Source organism: Roseobacter sp. GAI101 (genome assembly GCF_000156335.1).
Lineage (GTDB): Bacteria > Pseudomonadota > Alphaproteobacteria > Rhodobacterales > Rhodobacteraceae > Sulfitobacter.
The window spans coordinates 3,452,784-3,469,101 of record NZ_DS999213.1 but is presented as its reverse complement, the minus strand read 5'-3'; the positions used below and the strand labels follow the sequence as shown (position 1 = coordinate 3,469,101).

17 protein-coding genes are annotated in these 16,318 nt (G+C 59.4%); 10 read left to right on the top strand and 7 right to left on the bottom strand.

Annotation, left to right across the window (positions count from 1 at the left end):
- The first annotated feature begins 11 nt into the window (after positions 1-11).
- The 3 genes from carB to RGAI101_RS16420 all read left to right on the top strand — a co-directional run bounded on the left by carB (position 12) and on the right by RGAI101_RS16420 (position 5,659).
- The gene (gene carB, locus RGAI101_RS16430; RefSeq protein ID WP_008229021.1) at positions 12-3,344 is read left to right on the top strand and encodes a carbamoyl-phosphate synthase large subunit; all 3,333 of its coding nucleotides are present in this window, start codon (positions 12-14) and stop codon (positions 3,342-3,344) included.
- A 38-nt stretch (positions 3,345-3,382) separates the two neighbouring features.
- Entirely contained in the window at positions 3,383-4,405 is a 1,023-nt protein-coding gene (locus tag RGAI101_RS16425; protein ID WP_008225353.1) for a phosphatase domain-containing protein, read from the top strand.
- 129 nt (positions 4,406-4,534) lie between these two features.
- Positions 4,535-5,659 (top strand): beta-ketoacyl-ACP synthase III, encoded by a 1,125-nt coding sequence (locus RGAI101_RS16420; RefSeq protein WP_008225309.1) that lies wholly within the window; start codon positions 4,535-4,537, stop codon positions 5,657-5,659.
- Positions 5,660-5,662: 3 nt separating this feature from the next.
- Here the strand turns inward: RGAI101_RS16420 and arsH are convergent, their stop codons facing one another.
- Entirely contained in the window at positions 5,663-6,382 is a 720-nt protein-coding gene (arsH, locus tag RGAI101_RS16415) for an arsenical resistance protein ArsH (RefSeq protein ID WP_008227972.1), read from the bottom strand.
- A gap of 101 nt (positions 6,383-6,483) precedes the next feature.
- Between arsH and RGAI101_RS16410 the strand changes: the two genes are divergently transcribed.
- Entirely contained in the window at positions 6,484-7,062 is a 579-nt protein-coding gene (locus RGAI101_RS16410; protein ID WP_008228937.1) for a thymidine kinase, read from the top strand.
- On the opposite strand, the gene RGAI101_RS16405 is transcribed toward RGAI101_RS16410, so the two are convergent.
- The 5 genes from RGAI101_RS16405 to RGAI101_RS16385 form a co-directional block, all read right to left on the bottom strand.
- Positions 7,059-8,009 (bottom strand): 2-hydroxyacid dehydrogenase, encoded by a 951-nt coding sequence (locus RGAI101_RS16405; RefSeq protein ID WP_008229391.1) that lies wholly within the window; start codon positions 8,007-8,009, stop codon positions 7,059-7,061. The genes RGAI101_RS16410 and RGAI101_RS16405 overlap by 4 nt on opposite strands.
- Complete coding sequence (locus RGAI101_RS16400; RefSeq protein WP_008228994.1) at positions 8,006-8,344, bottom strand: tRNA-binding protein; 339 nt, start codon at positions 8,342-8,344, stop codon at positions 8,006-8,008. The genes RGAI101_RS16405 and RGAI101_RS16400 overlap by 4 nt, the downstream gene beginning before the upstream one ends.
- Positions 8,337-9,152 (bottom strand): pyrroline-5-carboxylate reductase, encoded by an 816-nt coding sequence (gene proC / locus RGAI101_RS16395; protein WP_008229446.1) that lies wholly within the window; start codon positions 9,150-9,152, stop codon positions 8,337-8,339. Before proC ends, RGAI101_RS16400 begins: the two co-directional genes overlap by 8 nt.
- A 36-nt stretch (positions 9,153-9,188) precedes the next feature.
- The gene (locus RGAI101_RS16390) at positions 9,189-9,689 is read right to left on the bottom strand and encodes a YbjN domain-containing protein (RefSeq protein ID WP_008226158.1); all 501 of its coding nucleotides are present in this window, start codon (positions 9,687-9,689) and stop codon (positions 9,189-9,191) included.
- Positions 9,690-10,015: 326 nt separating this feature from the next.
- The gene (locus tag RGAI101_RS16385) at positions 10,016-10,258 is read right to left on the bottom strand and encodes an accessory factor UbiK family protein (RefSeq protein ID WP_008226651.1); all 243 of its coding nucleotides are present in this window, start codon (positions 10,256-10,258) and stop codon (positions 10,016-10,018) included.
- 96 nt (positions 10,259-10,354) lie between these two features.
- On the opposite strand from RGAI101_RS16385, the gene lgt reads away from it, so the two are divergent.
- The 5 genes from lgt to RGAI101_RS16365 all read left to right on the top strand — a co-directional run bounded on the left by lgt (position 10,355) and on the right by RGAI101_RS16365 (position 14,489).
- Entirely contained in the window at positions 10,355-11,239 is an 885-nt protein-coding gene (gene lgt, locus RGAI101_RS16380; RefSeq protein ID WP_037229731.1) for a prolipoprotein diacylglyceryl transferase, read from the top strand.
- Entirely contained in the window at positions 11,236-12,300 is a 1,065-nt protein-coding gene (locus RGAI101_RS16375; RefSeq protein WP_008226039.1) for a class I SAM-dependent methyltransferase, read from the top strand. The genes lgt and RGAI101_RS16375 overlap by 4 nt, the downstream gene beginning before the upstream one ends.
- Positions 12,297-13,052: a peptidoglycan editing factor PgeF gene (gene pgeF, locus RGAI101_RS16370; protein WP_008225672.1), complete on the top strand. Its 756-nt coding sequence runs from the start codon at positions 12,297-12,299 to the stop codon at positions 13,050-13,052. Before RGAI101_RS16375 ends, pgeF begins: the two co-directional genes overlap by 4 nt.
- Positions 13,053-13,343: 291 nt before the next feature.
- On the top strand, positions 13,344-13,487 hold the full coding sequence (locus RGAI101_RS22185; RefSeq protein ID WP_008226226.1) for a hypothetical protein: 144 nt from the start codon (positions 13,344-13,346) through the stop codon (positions 13,485-13,487).
- Between the two features lie 318 nt (positions 13,488-13,805).
- Positions 13,806-14,489, top strand: coding sequence for a Hint domain-containing protein (locus RGAI101_RS16365; protein WP_008229079.1), 684 nt, complete (start codon positions 13,806-13,808; stop codon positions 14,487-14,489).
- A gap of 28 nt (positions 14,490-14,517) precedes the next feature.
- Here RGAI101_RS16365 and RGAI101_RS16360 read toward each other — a convergent pair whose 3' ends face one another.
- Complete coding sequence (locus RGAI101_RS16360; RefSeq protein ID WP_008226145.1) at positions 14,518-15,018, bottom strand: Lrp/AsnC family transcriptional regulator; 501 nt, start codon at positions 15,016-15,018, stop codon at positions 14,518-14,520.
- 216 nt (positions 15,019-15,234) lie between these two features.
- Here RGAI101_RS16360 and trxB point away from each other — a divergent pair, with 216 nt between their 5' ends.
- Complete coding sequence (trxB, locus tag RGAI101_RS16355; RefSeq protein WP_008227772.1) at positions 15,235-16,239, top strand: thioredoxin-disulfide reductase; 1,005 nt, start codon at positions 15,235-15,237, stop codon at positions 16,237-16,239.
- Positions 16,240-16,318: the final 79 nt, after the last annotated feature.

The window sequence follows — 16,318 nt, the reverse complement described above, 5'->3', positions numbered from 1 at the left end:
GGGCCTGAGCCATGCCAAAAAGAACCGACATCAAATCGATCATGATCATCGGTGCGGGGCCCATCGTAATTGGTCAGGCCTGCGAATTCGACTATTCCGGGGCCCAGGCGTGCAAAGCTCTGAAAGAGGAAGGCTACCGCGTCATCCTCGTCAACTCCAACCCTGCCACCATCATGACGGATCCGGGGCTGGCCGATGCCACCTACATCGAACCGATCACCCCCGAAATCGTCGCCAAGATTATCGAAAAAGAACGCCCCGATGCGCTGCTGCCCACCATGGGCGGACAGACCGGGCTGAACACCTCTCTTGCGCTTGAAGAAATGGGCGTGCTGGAAAAATTCGGCGTAGAGATGATCGGTGCCAAGCGTGAAGCCATTGAAATGGCTGAAGATCGCCAGCTTTTCCGCGAAGCGATGGATCGCCTCGGGATCGAAAACCCCAAAGCCACGATCGTGACCGCCCCCAAGAATTCCGCCGGCAAGAAAGACCTCGCCGCGGGCGTTGCAATGGCGCTGGAAGCACTCGAATATGTCGGCCTGCCCGCCATCATCCGCCCTGCCTTCACCATGGGCGGCACCGGCGGCGGTGTGGCCTACAACCGCGACGATTATGAATTCTTCTGTCGCTCGGGCATGGACGCGTCACCGGTCGGGCAGATCCTGATCGACGAATCCCTGCTGGGCTGGAAGGAATTCGAGATGGAGGTGGTCCGCGATACCGCCGATAACGCCATCATCGTCTGTTCCATCGAAAACATCGATCCGATGGGCGTGCACACGGGCGATTCGATTACCGTCGCGCCGGCACTCACGCTGACGGACAAAGAATACCAGATCATGCGCAACCACTCGATTGCAGTTCTGCGCGAGATTGGCGTGGAAACCGGCGGATCGAACGTGCAATGGGCCGTGAACCCCGCGGATGGCCGCATGGTCGTGATCGAAATGAACCCGCGCGTGTCGCGGTCTTCGGCGCTGGCCTCCAAGGCGACAGGTTTCCCGATCGCCAAGATCGCGGCGAAACTGGCCGTGGGCTTCACGCTGGATGAACTCGACAACGACATCACCGGCGTCACGCCCGCGTCGTTCGAGCCGACAATCGACTACGTCGTCACCAAAATCCCGAAATTCGCCTTTGAGAAATTTCCGGGCTCCGAACCCTACCTGACCACGGCGATGAAATCCGTGGGCGAAGCGATGGCGATTGGCCGCACGATCCACGAATCCCTGCAAAAAGCGCTGGCCTCGATGGAATCCGGCCTGACCGGATTTGACGAAATCGAAATCCCCGGGGCCCCCGACCAGGCCGCCGTGATCAAGGCGATCAGCAAACAAACCCCCGACCGCATGCGCACCATCGCCCAGGCCATGCGCCACGGCATGTCCGACGTGGACATCCACGGCGTCACCATGTTCGACCCTTGGTTCCTGGCCCGTATCCGCGAAATCGTCGACGCCGAAGAAGGCGTGCGGGCCGCAGGCCTGCCGACGGATGAAGCCGCGATGCGCCAGCTCAAGATGATGGGCTTTACCGACGCGCGCCTTGCCACCCTTACCGGCCAGACCGAAGCGGACGTGCGCGATGCCCGGCTTCGGATCGGCGTAAAGGCCGTGTTCAAACGCATCGACACCTGCGCTGCCGAATTCGAAGCGCAGACACCCTACATGTATTCCACCTACGAGGCTCCTGCCTTCGGCGAAGTCGAATGTGAAGCACGCCCCTCGGACCGCAAGAAAGTCGTCATCCTTGGCGGTGGCCCCAACCGCATCGGTCAGGGCATCGAATTTGACTATTGCTGCTGCCACGCCTGCTATGCGCTGACGGACGCGGGCTATGAGACCATCATGGTCAACTGCAACCCCGAAACCGTGTCCACCGACTATGACACCTCGGACCGCCTGTATTTTGAACCGCTGACGTTCGAACACGTCATGGAAATCCTTCGGGTCGAGCAGGAAAATGGCACGCTGCACGGCGTCATCGTGCAATTCGGCGGCCAGACCCCGCTGAAAATCGCGCAGGCCCTGCAAGACGCGGGCATCCCGATCCTCGGCACCACGCCCGACATGATCGACCTTGCCGAAGACCGCGAACGTTTCGCCGATCTGATCCAGAAACTCGGCCTCAAGCAGCCCCACAACGGCATCGCCCATTCCGACGCCGAAGCGCTGGAAATCGCGGCCGACATCGGCTTCCCGCTGGTGATCCGCCCGTCCTACGTCCTTGGCGGCCGCGCGATGGAAATTGTCCGCGATCAAGCCAGCCTCGAGCGCTACATCCGCGAAGCCGTCGTGGTATCGGGCAAAAGCCCCGTGTTGCTGGATAACTACCTGTCCGGCGCGGTTGAACTTGACGTGGATGCGCTGTGTGACGGCAAGAACGTCCATGTCGCGGGCATCATGCAGCACATCGAAGAAGCCGGCGTGCATTCGGGTGACAGCGCCTGTTCCCTGCCGCCCTATTCCTTGTCACGCGAGATCATTGCCGAAGTCGAAAAACAGACCAAGGCCCTTGCCCTTGCGCTGAACGTCGTTGGCCTGATGAACATACAGTTTGCGATCAAGGATGGTGACATCTACCTGATCGAGGTCAACCCCCGCGCCTCGCGCACCGTGCCGTTCGTGGCCAAGGCGACGGACAGTGCCATCGCCTCCATCGCCGCGCGGATCATGGCAGGCGAACCGCTGTCGAACTTCCCGCTGCGTGCAGCCTATGATGCCGATGCGGCCTATGATGATGTGCTGCCGCTGGGTGATCCGATGACGCTGGCCGACCCGAACATGCCGTGGTTCTCGGTCAAGGAAGCGGTTCTGCCCTTCGCCCGTTTCCCCGGTGTCGACACGCTGCTGGGGCCGGAAATGCGTTCAACCGGCGAAGTCATGGGCTGGGACCGCGATTTCCCGCGGGCCTTCCTCAAGGCGCAGATGGGCGCGGGCAACCCGCTGCCACGCGAAGGCTGCGCTTTCCTGTCGATCAAGGACATGGACAAGACCGATGACATGCTGACCGCCGCGCGAATTCTGCTCGAGCAGAGTTTCACCATCGTCGCCACCCGTGGCACGGCGGATTGGCTGACCTCGCACGATATCGCCTGCAAGGTCGTCAACAAAGTCTACGAAGGCCGCCCCGACATCACCGACATGATGAAGGACGAAGCGATCCAGCTGGTGATGAACACCACCGAAGGTGCGCAGGCGGTCGAGGACAGCAAATCCATCCGCTCTATCGCGCTGTACGACAAGATCCCGTATTTCACGACGGCAGCCGGGTCCTACGCAGCCGCTTTGGCGATCAAGGCCCAGGCAGAGGGCGATGTAGGGGTCAAAGCGCTTCAGGGGTGAAGCAAGCCGATGCAGCCGGTCTGAAAAGGAGCCCGCGTATGATCAAGCGGTTGGTACATCGCCTTGTCTTGCGAGCAGAAACACTGCTGGATCCGATCTTTGGGCGCAGTGGCACAGGCCGTCACATCGATCCCTTTATCGGCTTTGCGACACCGGAAGGGGTTGTCCTGCGCGGGCGTGTACTCAGCAAGCTGCGGCACGCTAAGGCGGGTAAAGGACAGTCACGGCTGGACAATCTGCGCAACATGATCGGCATGTTCCTGACTGACGAGGTCCGCGATGCTACGGTCAGCTATGGCGATTTGACGGCCCGTTCTGATGAAGAGGGCTATTTCACCCTCATGCTTCCCCACGATGGGAAAACCGGCTGGCAAAGCGCCGCGCTTACCGTCGAAGGCAGTACAGAAATATTCAATTGCCCCTATTTTGTACCGCCCGCCGATGCCCGCTTTATGGTGGTTTCGGATATTGACGATACGATGATGCTGACAGGGGCCTATTCTCTGACCCGTAACCTTTGGACCTCTCTGACTGGAAATGCGCTGTCGCGTATCATTTTCCCCGATGCAAAGCAGCTGATGGAAACGCTGTCGGATGGGGCGCGCAATCCGGTGTACTACGTCTCCTCCTCACCGTGGAACCTGCATAATTTTCTGGGGAATGTGTTCAATAACGCCGGACTTGTCCGCGGACCTATGTTTCTGCGCGATTTGGGGATCAGCGAAACGAAATTCATCACCGAAGGGCACGGGGGTCACAAGGGGGGCAGCATTGATCAGATATTGCGAGCCTCACCAGATCTTCCGGTCATTCTGCTGGGGGATACAGGGCAGCACGACGCACATATCTATCTTGAAGCGATCAACCGGCATCCGGGCCGCATTTTGGCAGTAGGATTGCGCATTCCGGAAAACGGTATCGATGCAGCCGATCAGCGGGATCTTGACGCGCTTGAGCAAAGCGAGGTCCCCACGTTCGCCGCGCAAGATTTCAGCGGATTCGTGGAACTGATGCGCAAAGTGCATCCTGATCTCATGGAACGCCCTACACCACCGCACTAGGAAATACTTCAGTACCTGCGCGAAGCAGCCCTAGACACACAGAGGTACCTGATGCCTGGAAAATGGGCATCCGCTTGACCTTGGCCTGCTTTTTTGACCTTATCCGAGAACGCTTAGAAAGAGGTTTTCATGTATACGCCAGCCATTACGGGTAGCGGTATCTTCACGCCGGATCAAGTCATCACCAACGCCGAACTGGTGACCGCATTCAACGCTTATGCCGATCTGTACAACGCGGAACATGCTGAAGCGATTGCGGCAGGTGCGATCACCCCCAAGGACCATTCCTCGGAAGAGTTCATCGTCAAGGCGTCAGGCATCGAACAGCGCTATGTGATCGACAAAACCGGCATTCTGGACCCCCATGTGATGCACCCGCTGCTGCGCCAACGGTCGGATGACGAACCCAGCTTGATGGCCGAAATGGCGCTGGACGCCGCGCGCAAGGCGCTGGCGGATGCAGGCAAGACGGCTGCGGACGTGGATGCGGTGATCTGTGCCGCATCGAACCTTGAACGGGCCTATCCGGCGGTCGCGATCGAGATACAGGATCTGCTGGAAATCAATGGTTTCGCCTTCGACATGAACGTCGCGTGTTCCTCCGCCACCTTCGGCATTCAGGCGGCAGCGGATATGGTGCGGTCGGGGTCGATCCGGTCCGCGCTGGTCGTGAACCCCGAGATTTGTTCGGCCCATCTGGAATGGCGCGACCGCGATTGCCATTTCATCTTCGGGGACGTCGCGACAGCCGTCCTGATCGAACGGATCGAAGACGCGGCAGGCCCGTGTTTCGAAATCAAATCAACGCGCTGTGCCACACAGTTTTCGAACAACATCCGCAACAACAACGGATTTCTGCGCCGGTCGCGCCCGGACGGGGTGGCAGACCGCCGGGACATGCAGTTCATGCAAAACGGCCGCAAGGTGTTCAAGGAAGTTTTGCCTCTGGTCGCCGACCATATCGCGGGACACATGGCCGACGAAGGCGTGCAAGCTGATGATCTGAAACGGCTTTGGCTGCATCAGGCAAACAAGTCGATGAATGACTTCATCGGCCGCAAGGTCCTTGGCCGCGTGCCCGAACCCGGTGAACAGCCAAATATCCTGCAAGACTACGCCAACACGTCCTCGGCGGGATCAATCATCGCATTTTCGAAGTATTCCAGCGACTTGAAAGAGGGTGAAACAGGATTGATCTGTTCTTTCGGTGCAGGATATTCCGTTGGATCGGTGCTGGTCGAGCGGCACGACTAAGGGTCAGAGGTTTTTCAGCGATACCCGCTTGTGGACCTCTTCGGCTGTTTCGACCCGTTCCGAATAACGGTCGGTCAGATAGGCGCTGCGGCCACGCGTCATCCAGGTGAACTTTACCAGCTCTTCCATGACGTCCACGATGCGGGCGTAAAATGGCCCTTGGGGCAAGCGGCCCGTGTCGCCAAACTCCAGCCAAGCCTTTGGTATGCTGGACTGGTTCGGAATCGTGATCATGCGCATCCAGCGCCCCAGGATCCGCATCTGATTGACCGCGTTGAACGATTGTGACCCGCCTGACACCTGCATCACCGCCAAGGTCTTGCCTTGGGTCGGGCGTATGCCACCTTGCAGCGACAGGGGCAGCCAGTCGATTTGCAACTTCATGATCGCCGTCATGGCACCATGGCGTTCGGGACTGGACCAGACCATGCCTTCGGCCCAGCTTGCCATCTCGCGCAGCTCGACCACTTTGGGGTGATCAGCCTCTGCGTCATCAGGCAAGGGCAGTCCCGACGGGTTGAACATGCGGGTTTCACAGCCCAACAGCTCAAGAATTCGGGCGCATTCTTCGGCGGCAAAGCGCGAATAGCTGGTTGTGCGCAAAGACCCGTACAGCAACAGAATCCTGGGCTTGTGGCCGGGGTCGCCGGGGGCTTTCAACGCCTCGACGTCGATCTGCGGCAGTTGGTCAGCCACCAGGGCGGGCAGATCAGATTGGGTCATCGGGGTATCCTTGCTATGCGGCTTGGGGGGTAGATAAAGTTTGCCCTGCAAATCGGCAAGCCGATCTTGATCGTCCCGCGCTGCTGACTGTAAAGAGACCCATGGCAAAGCTATATTTTCATTATTCGACCATGAATGCGGGCAAAAGCACCGTTCTGCTGCAAGCTGCGCACAACTATGTCGAACGCGGGATGACCCCCTATCTGATCACAGCTCAGTTCGACAACCGGGCGGGCGATGGCCGCATCGCGTCGCGCATCGGCATCGGTCAGGATGCCGACACCTTCAGCCCGGACGAGGACCTGTTCGACAAGATCGAAACCCGTCTGCAATCAGGCCCGTGCGCCTGCATCTTCATCGACGAGTCGCAGTTTCTAAGCAACGATCAGGTGTGGCAGCTGGCCCGTGCGGTCGACGATCTGGGCGTGCCGATCATGTGCTACGGTCTGAGAGTTGATTTTCAGGGAATGCTGTTTCCCGGTTCCGCAACGCTGTTGGCATTGGCCGACGAAATGCGCGAAGTCCGCACGATCTGCCATTGCGGGAAAAAGGCCACGATGGTCGTACGCCTTGATGCAGAAGGCAAGGCGATCAGGGAAGGTGCACAAGTCCAGATCGGCGGCAACGAGACTTACGTGTCCCTCTGCCGCCGTCATTGGCGTTTGGCGGTCGGGCGCTAGACGCCGTTCGGCAGGCTGCGGCCCTCTACTCCGGCTTGCAGATTTTCAACCGCCATCATCCACATATCCACACGCACCTCCTGGGAGGACGTGCCCAAATGCGGCAATAGCACGATATTGTCCAACGCCCGCATGGCTTCGGGAACATTTGGTTCAAATTCGTAGACATCCAGACCTGCGCCGCCGATTGTCCGGCTTTGCAACGCCTCGATCAGCGCGCTTTCCTGCACCACATTGCCACGGGCGATATTGATCAGCAGACCATGAGGCTGCATCGCTGCCAGCACATCTGCATCAATCAGATGCTGGGTGTCATCCCCGCCCGGCACCGCGATCACGACCACATCAACAGCCCCGACCAAGGTCTTGAGGTCATTGATATGCTCGGCCGGATAGGCCAGATCCTTGGCGCTGCGGTTGAAGTATTTCACGTTCATCGAAAACCCGAAATGACACCGCTGTGCCACCGCTTGCCCGATACGGCCCATGCCGATAATGCCGACGGTCTTGCCCGTCAGGTGCATCCCCAAAAGCTGCGAGGGGTGCCAGCCTGTCCATTTGCCTGAACGCACCAGCCTTTCGCCCTCGCCCGCGCGGCGCGCGGCCATCAGCATCAGCGTCATGGCAATATCTGCGGTGGCGTCGGTCACGGCACCGGGGGTGTTGCTGACCTGCACGCCCGCCTTGCGCGCGGCATCAACGTCGATGTGGTTATAGCCAACCCCGAAGTTCGCCAAGATCTTGCACCGCGGGTCAGTCACCTGTGCGAACACCTCAGCCGAGAATTGATCCCCAAGCGTCGGCAACACGCCGTCATAGTCACGCAAGGCTGCCAGCATTTCATCGGGGCCAAGCGGGGCCGACGTGTCGCGGTAGGTCACGTCATACCCCGCAAGGGCGGCGTGCACTTCGTCGGGGGCGGGGCGGGCGATCAGAAGCTTGGTCAATGCATGCGTCCTCCGTTCGGGGTGGGCTGTGTGGGGCGCATCAGCACGATTGCCCCGTTTTCATCCGGCACCCCCAGCACCAGAACTTCGGACATGAACGGCCCGATCTGGCGCGGAGGAAAGTTCACGACGCCCATGACCTGCGTGCCGACAAGGTCTTCGGGGGTGTAATGCACGGTGATCTGGGCCGAGGTTTTCCGTTCTCCGATCTCGGGGCCAAAGTCGATCCACATCTTGATCGCGGGCTTGCGCGCCTCGGGAAACGGTTCGGCGCGGCTGACCGTGCCAACCCGGATATCAACCTTCAGAAAATCGTCAAAGCTGATCTCAGTCACGCGAAAGCTCCCTTGAGCGGTCAGCCGCAGCGGCCACAGCGCGTTTGAGCAACACAGGAAAGCCGTCTTCTTCATTCATCAGCACATCCAGCGCAGCTTGGGTCGTGCCATTCGGGCTGGTCACGTTCTTGCGCAACTGTGTCGGGTCTTCGTCTGCCGATTTGGCCAAGGCCCCTGCCCCGGCGACAGTCGCCGTCGCCAGTCGCAAGGCCAGTTCCGGGCTAAGCCCTTGCGCCACGCCACCCGCTGCCATCGTTTCGATCATGTGGAAAACATATGCCGGGCCTGACCCGCTGACCCCGGTCACAGCGTCAATCTGCGCTTCTTCGTCCAGGCGGACAACATCGCCTACCGCGCTCAACAACTCTTCGGCCTCGTCCAGCGCCTGCGCATCGACATGCGCGTTGCCGACAATCGCGGTGATGCCCTGGCTGATGGCCGCAGGCGTGTTCGGCATGGCGCGCACGATCGGCGTTTGTGCCCCGAGCGTCTTTTCAAATGTTGCAATTGTGGTCCCGGCGGCGACGCTGACAAAGACTGTCTTGCCATTCCCCATGGCCTGCAACGTCGGCAAGGCATCGCCCATCATCTGCGGCTTTACCGCCACCAGCACCACGGCGGGTGCCGCTGGCAGATCGACGTTCAACTGGATGCCCTGATCTTTCAGCCAGTCCGACGGATGCGGGTCAATGACCCAGACCGAAGACTTTGGCAAACCCCGTGCCAGCCAGCCTGCCAGCATGGCAGAGCCCATCTTGCCGCAGCCCAACAGAACCAGGCCATCTTTTGCAATACGTGTATTTTCCATGTCAGCGTCCCCAATTTTTACTATTGGGGACAACACTTACGCGTGGCCATAGGCCTCTGCAATGGCAACCTGTATCGCTTGCCTTGGCGTTTGGTCGCCCCACAGCACCAGCTGCACGGCGGGATAATAGCGTTCGGCGCTTAGTACGGCGGCCCCGATCATGGTATCAATCTGCGCTGCGGTCGCATCCTGTCCGCCACTCAGCACCAGACCATAACGGAACACCATCAGCTTTTGTTCGGCCCAATAGGTAAAGGCCCCGCCCCAGCACTGGTCGTTCACGTCATTCAGCAGATGATAAAGCACGGGCAGCTTTTCGGCGGGCGGGTCCATCTCGAAGGAACATACAAGCCGCAGGGTTTCATCATAGGCAGACCACGCGAGGGTGATCGAATAGGTGCGCCACTGGCCTTCGACGGCCATGGCGATCTGTTCATCGGAAATCCGGTCGAAATCCCAGTCATTAAAAGCTGCCAGATTTTCGACGATGTCGATGGGGTGAATGTCTTCGTCCAGATACTGCTCAGTCAGGGCCATTTCGCCACCTCATTTGTTCCGGGCGCTTGGGTGCATCGGCACCGCAACGCTTGGGGGTATCTACTATAGTTCGCTGATCCTGCCAGCGTCCCATACCAGATATGGTGCGCATATGCGGGCCATGTGGCAAGTCTTTTTCTGGGGGTAACCACGAAAGATGGGGGATAACCTCAGTATCTTGTGGATAAGATCACCAAGTGCACCAAATTTTGTAGGCCGATTGCTTGAAGATCGGGCAAACCTGCCGAAACAGGGCAAAAGCAAAACACCCGAACTTGCATTCGGGTGCTTCCTAAAGGGTCTTTGATCGGGTGGAAAGGCTTGGTTCAGCCCTTCGCCTCAAGTGCGTCCAGACGCGCCTTGAGGGCATCGTTTTCTTCGCGCGCCTTCTGCGCCATCGCGCGCACGGCGTCGAATTCTTCGCGGGTCACGAAATCGCGGTCCGCCAGCCAGCGGTCCATCATTCCCTTCATGGCGGTTTCCGCCTCGGTCTTGGCCCCCTGGGCGACGCCCATGGCATTGGTCATCATCTGCGAAATATCGTCAAAAATCTTGTTGCGCGTTTGCATATCTGTTTCTCCTGAACGGCAGTTGCTCTCTATATGGTGTTCAATTGCCAATCTCGCAAGGTTGACTTCCGTTCGCGGGCAGGGTCAATCGGCATCATGATGGCCATGATCCCCTTTCCCGATATGTCGCCCGAGATTTTCTCGATCAATTTGTTTGGCATGACCTTCGCGCTGCGCTGGTATGCCCTGGCGTATATCGTCGGCATTATCATTGGGTGGCGCATCGTCGTGCGCGCGGTCAGCCGCGATGACCTGTGGGCAAAGGGCAAGCCCGTGATGACCAAAGCGCAGGTCGAGGATTTGCTGTTCTGGGTCATTCTGGGCGTGATCCTGGGCGGTCGGCTGGGCTATGTGTTCTTTTATCAGGCGTCTTATTACCTCAGCAATCCGTTGCAGATCCTGCGCATCTGGGAAGGCGGGATGTCGTTTCACGGCGGGGCCATCGGCGTCATTCTGGCGGGGCTGTATTACACCAGACGGCACAAGATCAGCCCGTTGTCGACGGGTGACATGGTCTGTTTGGGTCTCGCCCCCGGCTTGTTTCTGGGACGCGTCGCGAACTTCATCAACGCAGAGCTTTGGGGCCGCCCCACCGACCTGCCGTGGGGCGTGGCGTTTCCCACCGTTGCCGCCCAGACCTGCCCCGAGGTGGTCGGGATCTGTGCCCGCCATCCCTCACAACTCTATGAGGCGCTGCTGGAGGGGCTGATCCTAGGGGCGTTGCTGGTCTATCTGGCATGGCGTCGCGGTGGCCTTAAATACCAAGGGCTGATTTGCGGCACCTTCCTTGCGGGCTACGGCATCGCGCGGTTTATCGTGGAGTTCGTGCGCCAGCCGGATGCGCAGTTCGTCAGCCCGGGCAATCCGTTGGGGCTGGCGTGGCATGTCGGCGGCTATGGACTGACCATGGGACAATTGCTGTGCCTGCCGATGATCGCCGTCGGTGCGGCCCTGATCGTACGGGCCAGACGTCTGGCATGACATCTCTGCGCGACCATATCATTGAACGCATCCACACCACTGGTCCGATGCGCATCGACGAATACATGGCGATGTGCCTGCTGCATCCGACCCGGGGTTACTACACAACCCGCGATCCTTTCGGGGCCGAAGGTGATTTCGTCACCGCCCCCGAAATCAGCCAGATGTTTGGGGAATTGATCGGTCTGTGTCTGGCGCAGACATGGCTGTCCCAGGGCGCACCCGCGCGGTTCACCCTAGCCGAGCTTGGCCCCGGGCGCGGCATACTCATGGCCGATATCCTGCGCGCCACGCGCGCCGTGCCGGGCTTCGCGCAAGCCGCTGAAATCACGCTGGTCGAAGCATCGCAGACCTTGCGCGACGTTCAACGCACCACGCTTGCAGGGCATCAGGTGCAGTGGTGCGATAGCGCGGATGCCCTGCCCGATCAGCCGCTTTACCTTGTCGCGAACGAATTTTTCGACGCCCTGCCGATCCGCCAGTTTGTCCGCGACGGCACCGGTTGGCGCGAACGCCAGATCGGCCTGACCGACGGCGCACTCAGCTTTGGTCTTGGGCCGATGTTGCCGCAACCTGCTTTTGCCGACCGGCTGGAGGACACACAGGACGGCGATCTGATCGAGGATTGCGCGCAGCTTGCCCCCACGGTGCAGGCGATCGCGAACCGTATTTCAACCCATGGCGGGGCCGCGCTGATCATCGACTATGGCGACTGGCGCAGCCTTGGCGATACGTTTCAGGCCCTGCGTGGCCACCAGACGGTCGATCCCCTGTCCGCGCCCGGCAGTAGTGACCTGACGGCGCATGTCGACTTTGAAAAACTGGCCATTGCCGCAGCGCCCGCACAGCATAGCCGCATCACCCCCCAAGGCGTGTTCCTGGAACGGCTGGGCATTACACAGCGTGCGCAAACCCTTGCCACCACAATGACCGGAAAGGTGCTCGAGGGTCACGTTGCGGCACATCGGCGCTTGACGCACCCGTCAGAAATGGGAAACCTGTTCAAGGTGATAGGGCTGTTTCCACCAACGCAAAACCCGCCACCGGGATTGGATCCATGACACTAGAAATTCTGACCTCTGACAGCTTGGGCACCGTGCGGCACGGGTTCTTTACCCGCCGTGGCGGTGCGTCGTCGGGGGTCTTTCAGGGGCTCAATTGCGGCAGCGGCAGTTCGGATCAGCGCGAGATCGTTGAAATCAACCGCGCCCGTGTCGCAGCGGCGATGAACGTCCCGCCCAGCCATCTGGTCGGTGTCCACCAAATCCATTCTGCCACCGTCGTGACCGTTGATGCGCCCTTGTCCGAAAAACCACGTGCGGATGCGCTGGTGACGGCGACGCCCGGGCTGGCCTTGTCGGTGCTGACAGCAGATTGCCAGCCGGTCCTGTTTGCCGATGCGGATGCTGGCGTGATCGGGGCGGCCCATGCGGGCTGGCGCGGCGCGCTGGATGGCGTGCTGGCCGCTACCGTCGACGCGATGGAGGCGTTGGGTGCCAAGCGTGACAACATCACCGCCGTGATCGGCCCCTGCATCAGCCAGCGCGCCTACGAGGTTGGCCCGGATTTCATCGACAGTTTTCTGGCGGAAGACCCCTATTTCGCGCGATACTTTGCAAACGGCATGGACGACCGGATGCAGTTCGACCTGCCCGGCTTTGGCTTGAACCGTCTGCGCGCGGCTGGTGTGGGCCACGCAGAGTGGACGCGCCACTGCACCTATAGCGATCCGGATCGATTCTATTCCTACCGGCGTACGACTCACGCCAAAGAGGCCGACTACGGGCGGTTGATTGCAACCATCACCCTTTGATCGCCGCGATTCCGTCTGATCGGGGCAACTATGCGGCCAACCACTGCCTTGATCTTGCCCCAAAGTTTCCTGCATCGGGGTATGGGACGGGCTGCCCGACCCCAGCTGCACAGGCCAATTAACCATAAAAACAAGGCCCGAAACGGATTACGGCAGGGATGCCACAAATCCGGCCGCGCATGATGATCTTTTCCTAAAGAAATCGGCGCATTGCCCAATGAAGGCCCGAAACCGATCCCATATTCATCCTCAGGCAAAGGGCACAGCCCGACAGATCAGAGGATAAAGACCATGAAAATCAAAACACGCTTCATCAAATCCGTCGTTGAAACTGCCGCCAAGGAAGACACCGTCATGCCTTGGACCCGTGGCGCGCGCCGTGCCGCGTTCATCGCCAAACGCAACGCACCTGCGGCGACCCGCAAGACAGCCTGACCGCTGGCCACAGTCAAAGGCCGAAAAGCAGTCCGCCATTTCGACTATGTTTTCAGTGCTCGGGAAGTATTTTGACCGCGCCGGGCCAAACGCAGGATCGCCTTGACCATCCGCGTCCAAATTCAAAGCTGCGTTCCGTGAAGGCACGCAGACACTGAACCGGGCCGATTTCTCTGGGGCACGAAATCGCGCGCAAAGAGTGAAAGTGAAAACATGTCACCGAATGCGGCATCTTCGATTGTATCCAAGCACGTTTATCCCTCTAATGCGGGAAGAACGGCAAACCGACTTGGCCCCACATCACCCCGAGAGGCGCGGATGCAGACGGATATCCTACACCGCAGCTACGAGGTTGTCGCAACGCGGTTGGATGGCTCCGTCTTTATTGGTCAGGACCGCGCGCCTGCGATCCCCCTTTTCGAAAACGCGTTTTCCGCCTTTGCCCATGGCACGGCGATACAAACGGACAAGGGCGACATTGCCGTAGAAGACCTTCAGCCCGGCGACATGATCATCAAATCAAACGGCAAAGCCGCGCCGCTGGTCTGGATCGGTTCAAGCAACTTCGTACCCGCTGAATCAGGCAAGCGCGTCCCGCTTGTGCGCACCATGGCAGACAGTCTTGGCCAAGGGCGGCCTTTGGGGTTTCTGACCTTCGGCCCTTCGGCCCGCATACTGCATACGCCCTCACGCCTACGCGGGGGCATCCACAACCAGCAGATGCTGACGCTGATGCGCGATCTTGTAGATGGTGTGAATATAATCGAAATCACCCCCCCGACCCCTGTGCGCCTGTATCACATCTGCCTTCAAAAGCATGCGGCGATCAATGTCAGCGGGATTGAGGTCGAAACCTTCCATCCCGGCCTGAACACGTTGCGCCACCTGCCGATCCACCTGCGCGACAAGTTTCTGGGATTGTTCCCGCACATCGAACGCGAAGAGGACTTCGGCCCGCTCGCGTTTCCCCGTGCGCCCGAAACCTTCGATCAGCCGGCTTAACCAGCCCTTGCATTAGATGGGGCCTACGTCAGGCCTTGGTGCTGAGCCGGGTTTCCAATACGTCGAACGGCACGCCGGGTTCGTCCTTGGCCGGGCGGATCACCAGGCTGGTCTTTACGCTGGCAACATTGGGCGTGGTCAACAACTGCCCCGTAAGGAAGCTTTGAAAGCTCGACAGATCCGGTGACACGCATTTCAAGATGAAATCGACCTCACCGTTCAGCATGTGGCATTCGCGGACCAAGGGCCATTCGCGGCATTTGGCCTCGAATGCGGTCAGGTCCGATTCTGCCTGGCTGGCCAAGCCAACCATCGCGAAGACCTGTACTTCGAACCCCAGTTCACGGGCATTCACGTCAGCGTGGTAGCCGCGGATATAGCCGCTTTCCTCAAGGGTGCGCACACGCCGCAGACAAGGGGGTGCAGAAATCCCAACACGTTTTGCAAGTTCGACGTTGGTCATCCGACCGTCTGCCTGCAATTCGGCTAAAATCTTCCGATCAATCGGATCAAGCCGCGTCCCCGCCATAAAGCCCCCAGTATATTTTCGATTGTTATAGCACTACCGTTGCTAGGCGCAATATTCTTTCGTTAGGGTGCAATACCCCGACGATATCCAGAAAATAGGTGTGCGGGCGATCCCGGCGGTGCATGCAGGGCTGATATGCAAACTTGGGGTTTAAGGCAACCTGTCGGAGCGCTATATAAACCTCAATTCTTTCATTTATCCATCAAGGGGCTTCACATGGCCGAAACACGCAAAACCAAGCTTTTGATTATCGGCTCAGGCCCTGCGGGCTATACCGCCGGCGTCTATGCCAGCCGCGCCATGCTGGATCCGATCCTGGTGCAGGGCATCGAACCCGGTGGCCAGCTGACAACGACCACCGAAGTCGAGAACTGGCCCGGCGACAGCGAAGTCCAAGGTCCCGACCTGATGATCCGGATGCAGGATCACGCCAAGGCGATGGGCACCGAGATCATCGGCGACATCATCACCGATCTGGACCTGTCAAGCCGCCCGTTTCATGCCAAGGGGGATAGCGGTACCACCTATGTGGCGGATGCGGTGATTTTGGCCACCGGTGCCCGCGCCAAGTGGCTTGGCCTTGAAACAGAAGAAAAGTTCAAGGGCTTCGGCGTCTCGGCCTGCGCCACCTGCGACGGATTTTTCTATCGCAATCAGGAAATCGTCGTGATCGGCGGCGGTAACACAGCCGTGGAAGAAGCGCTGTTCCTGACCAACTTCGCCTCGAAGGTCACGCTGATCCACCGCCGCGATGAACTGCGTGCCGAAAAAATTCTGATCGACCGGTTGATGAAAAACCCCAAGATCGAGCCGTTGTGGTTCCACCAGCTCGAGGAAGTTTATGGCACCGATGCCCCGCTTGGGGTCGAAGGCGTCAAGGTGAAGAACGTAAACACCGGCGAGATTACGGATATCGCGTGCAAAGGTGTTTTCGTGGCCATTGGTCATGCGCCCGCGAATGAGTTGGTCAAGGATGTGCTGGAAACCCATATGGGCGGCTATGTCGTGACCAAGCCTGACAGCACCGAAACATCCATCCCCGGCGTGTTTGCGGCGGGCGATCTGACTGACCACAAATACCGCCAGGCTGTCACCAGCGCAGGCATGGGATGCATGGCCGCGCTTGAGGCGGAACGTTTCCTGGCCGAAGTAGGCGACGACGAAGGAAAGGACACCTCTTTGCCCCTGGGTTACGGTGCAGAGGTCAAAACCGACGCATAACATTCGGGGTAGACCCCCTTTGCTGGAATAGCGTTGCCGGATTGGGACAAAATCCACGCCTTTGTCCGTAAATTGCCGT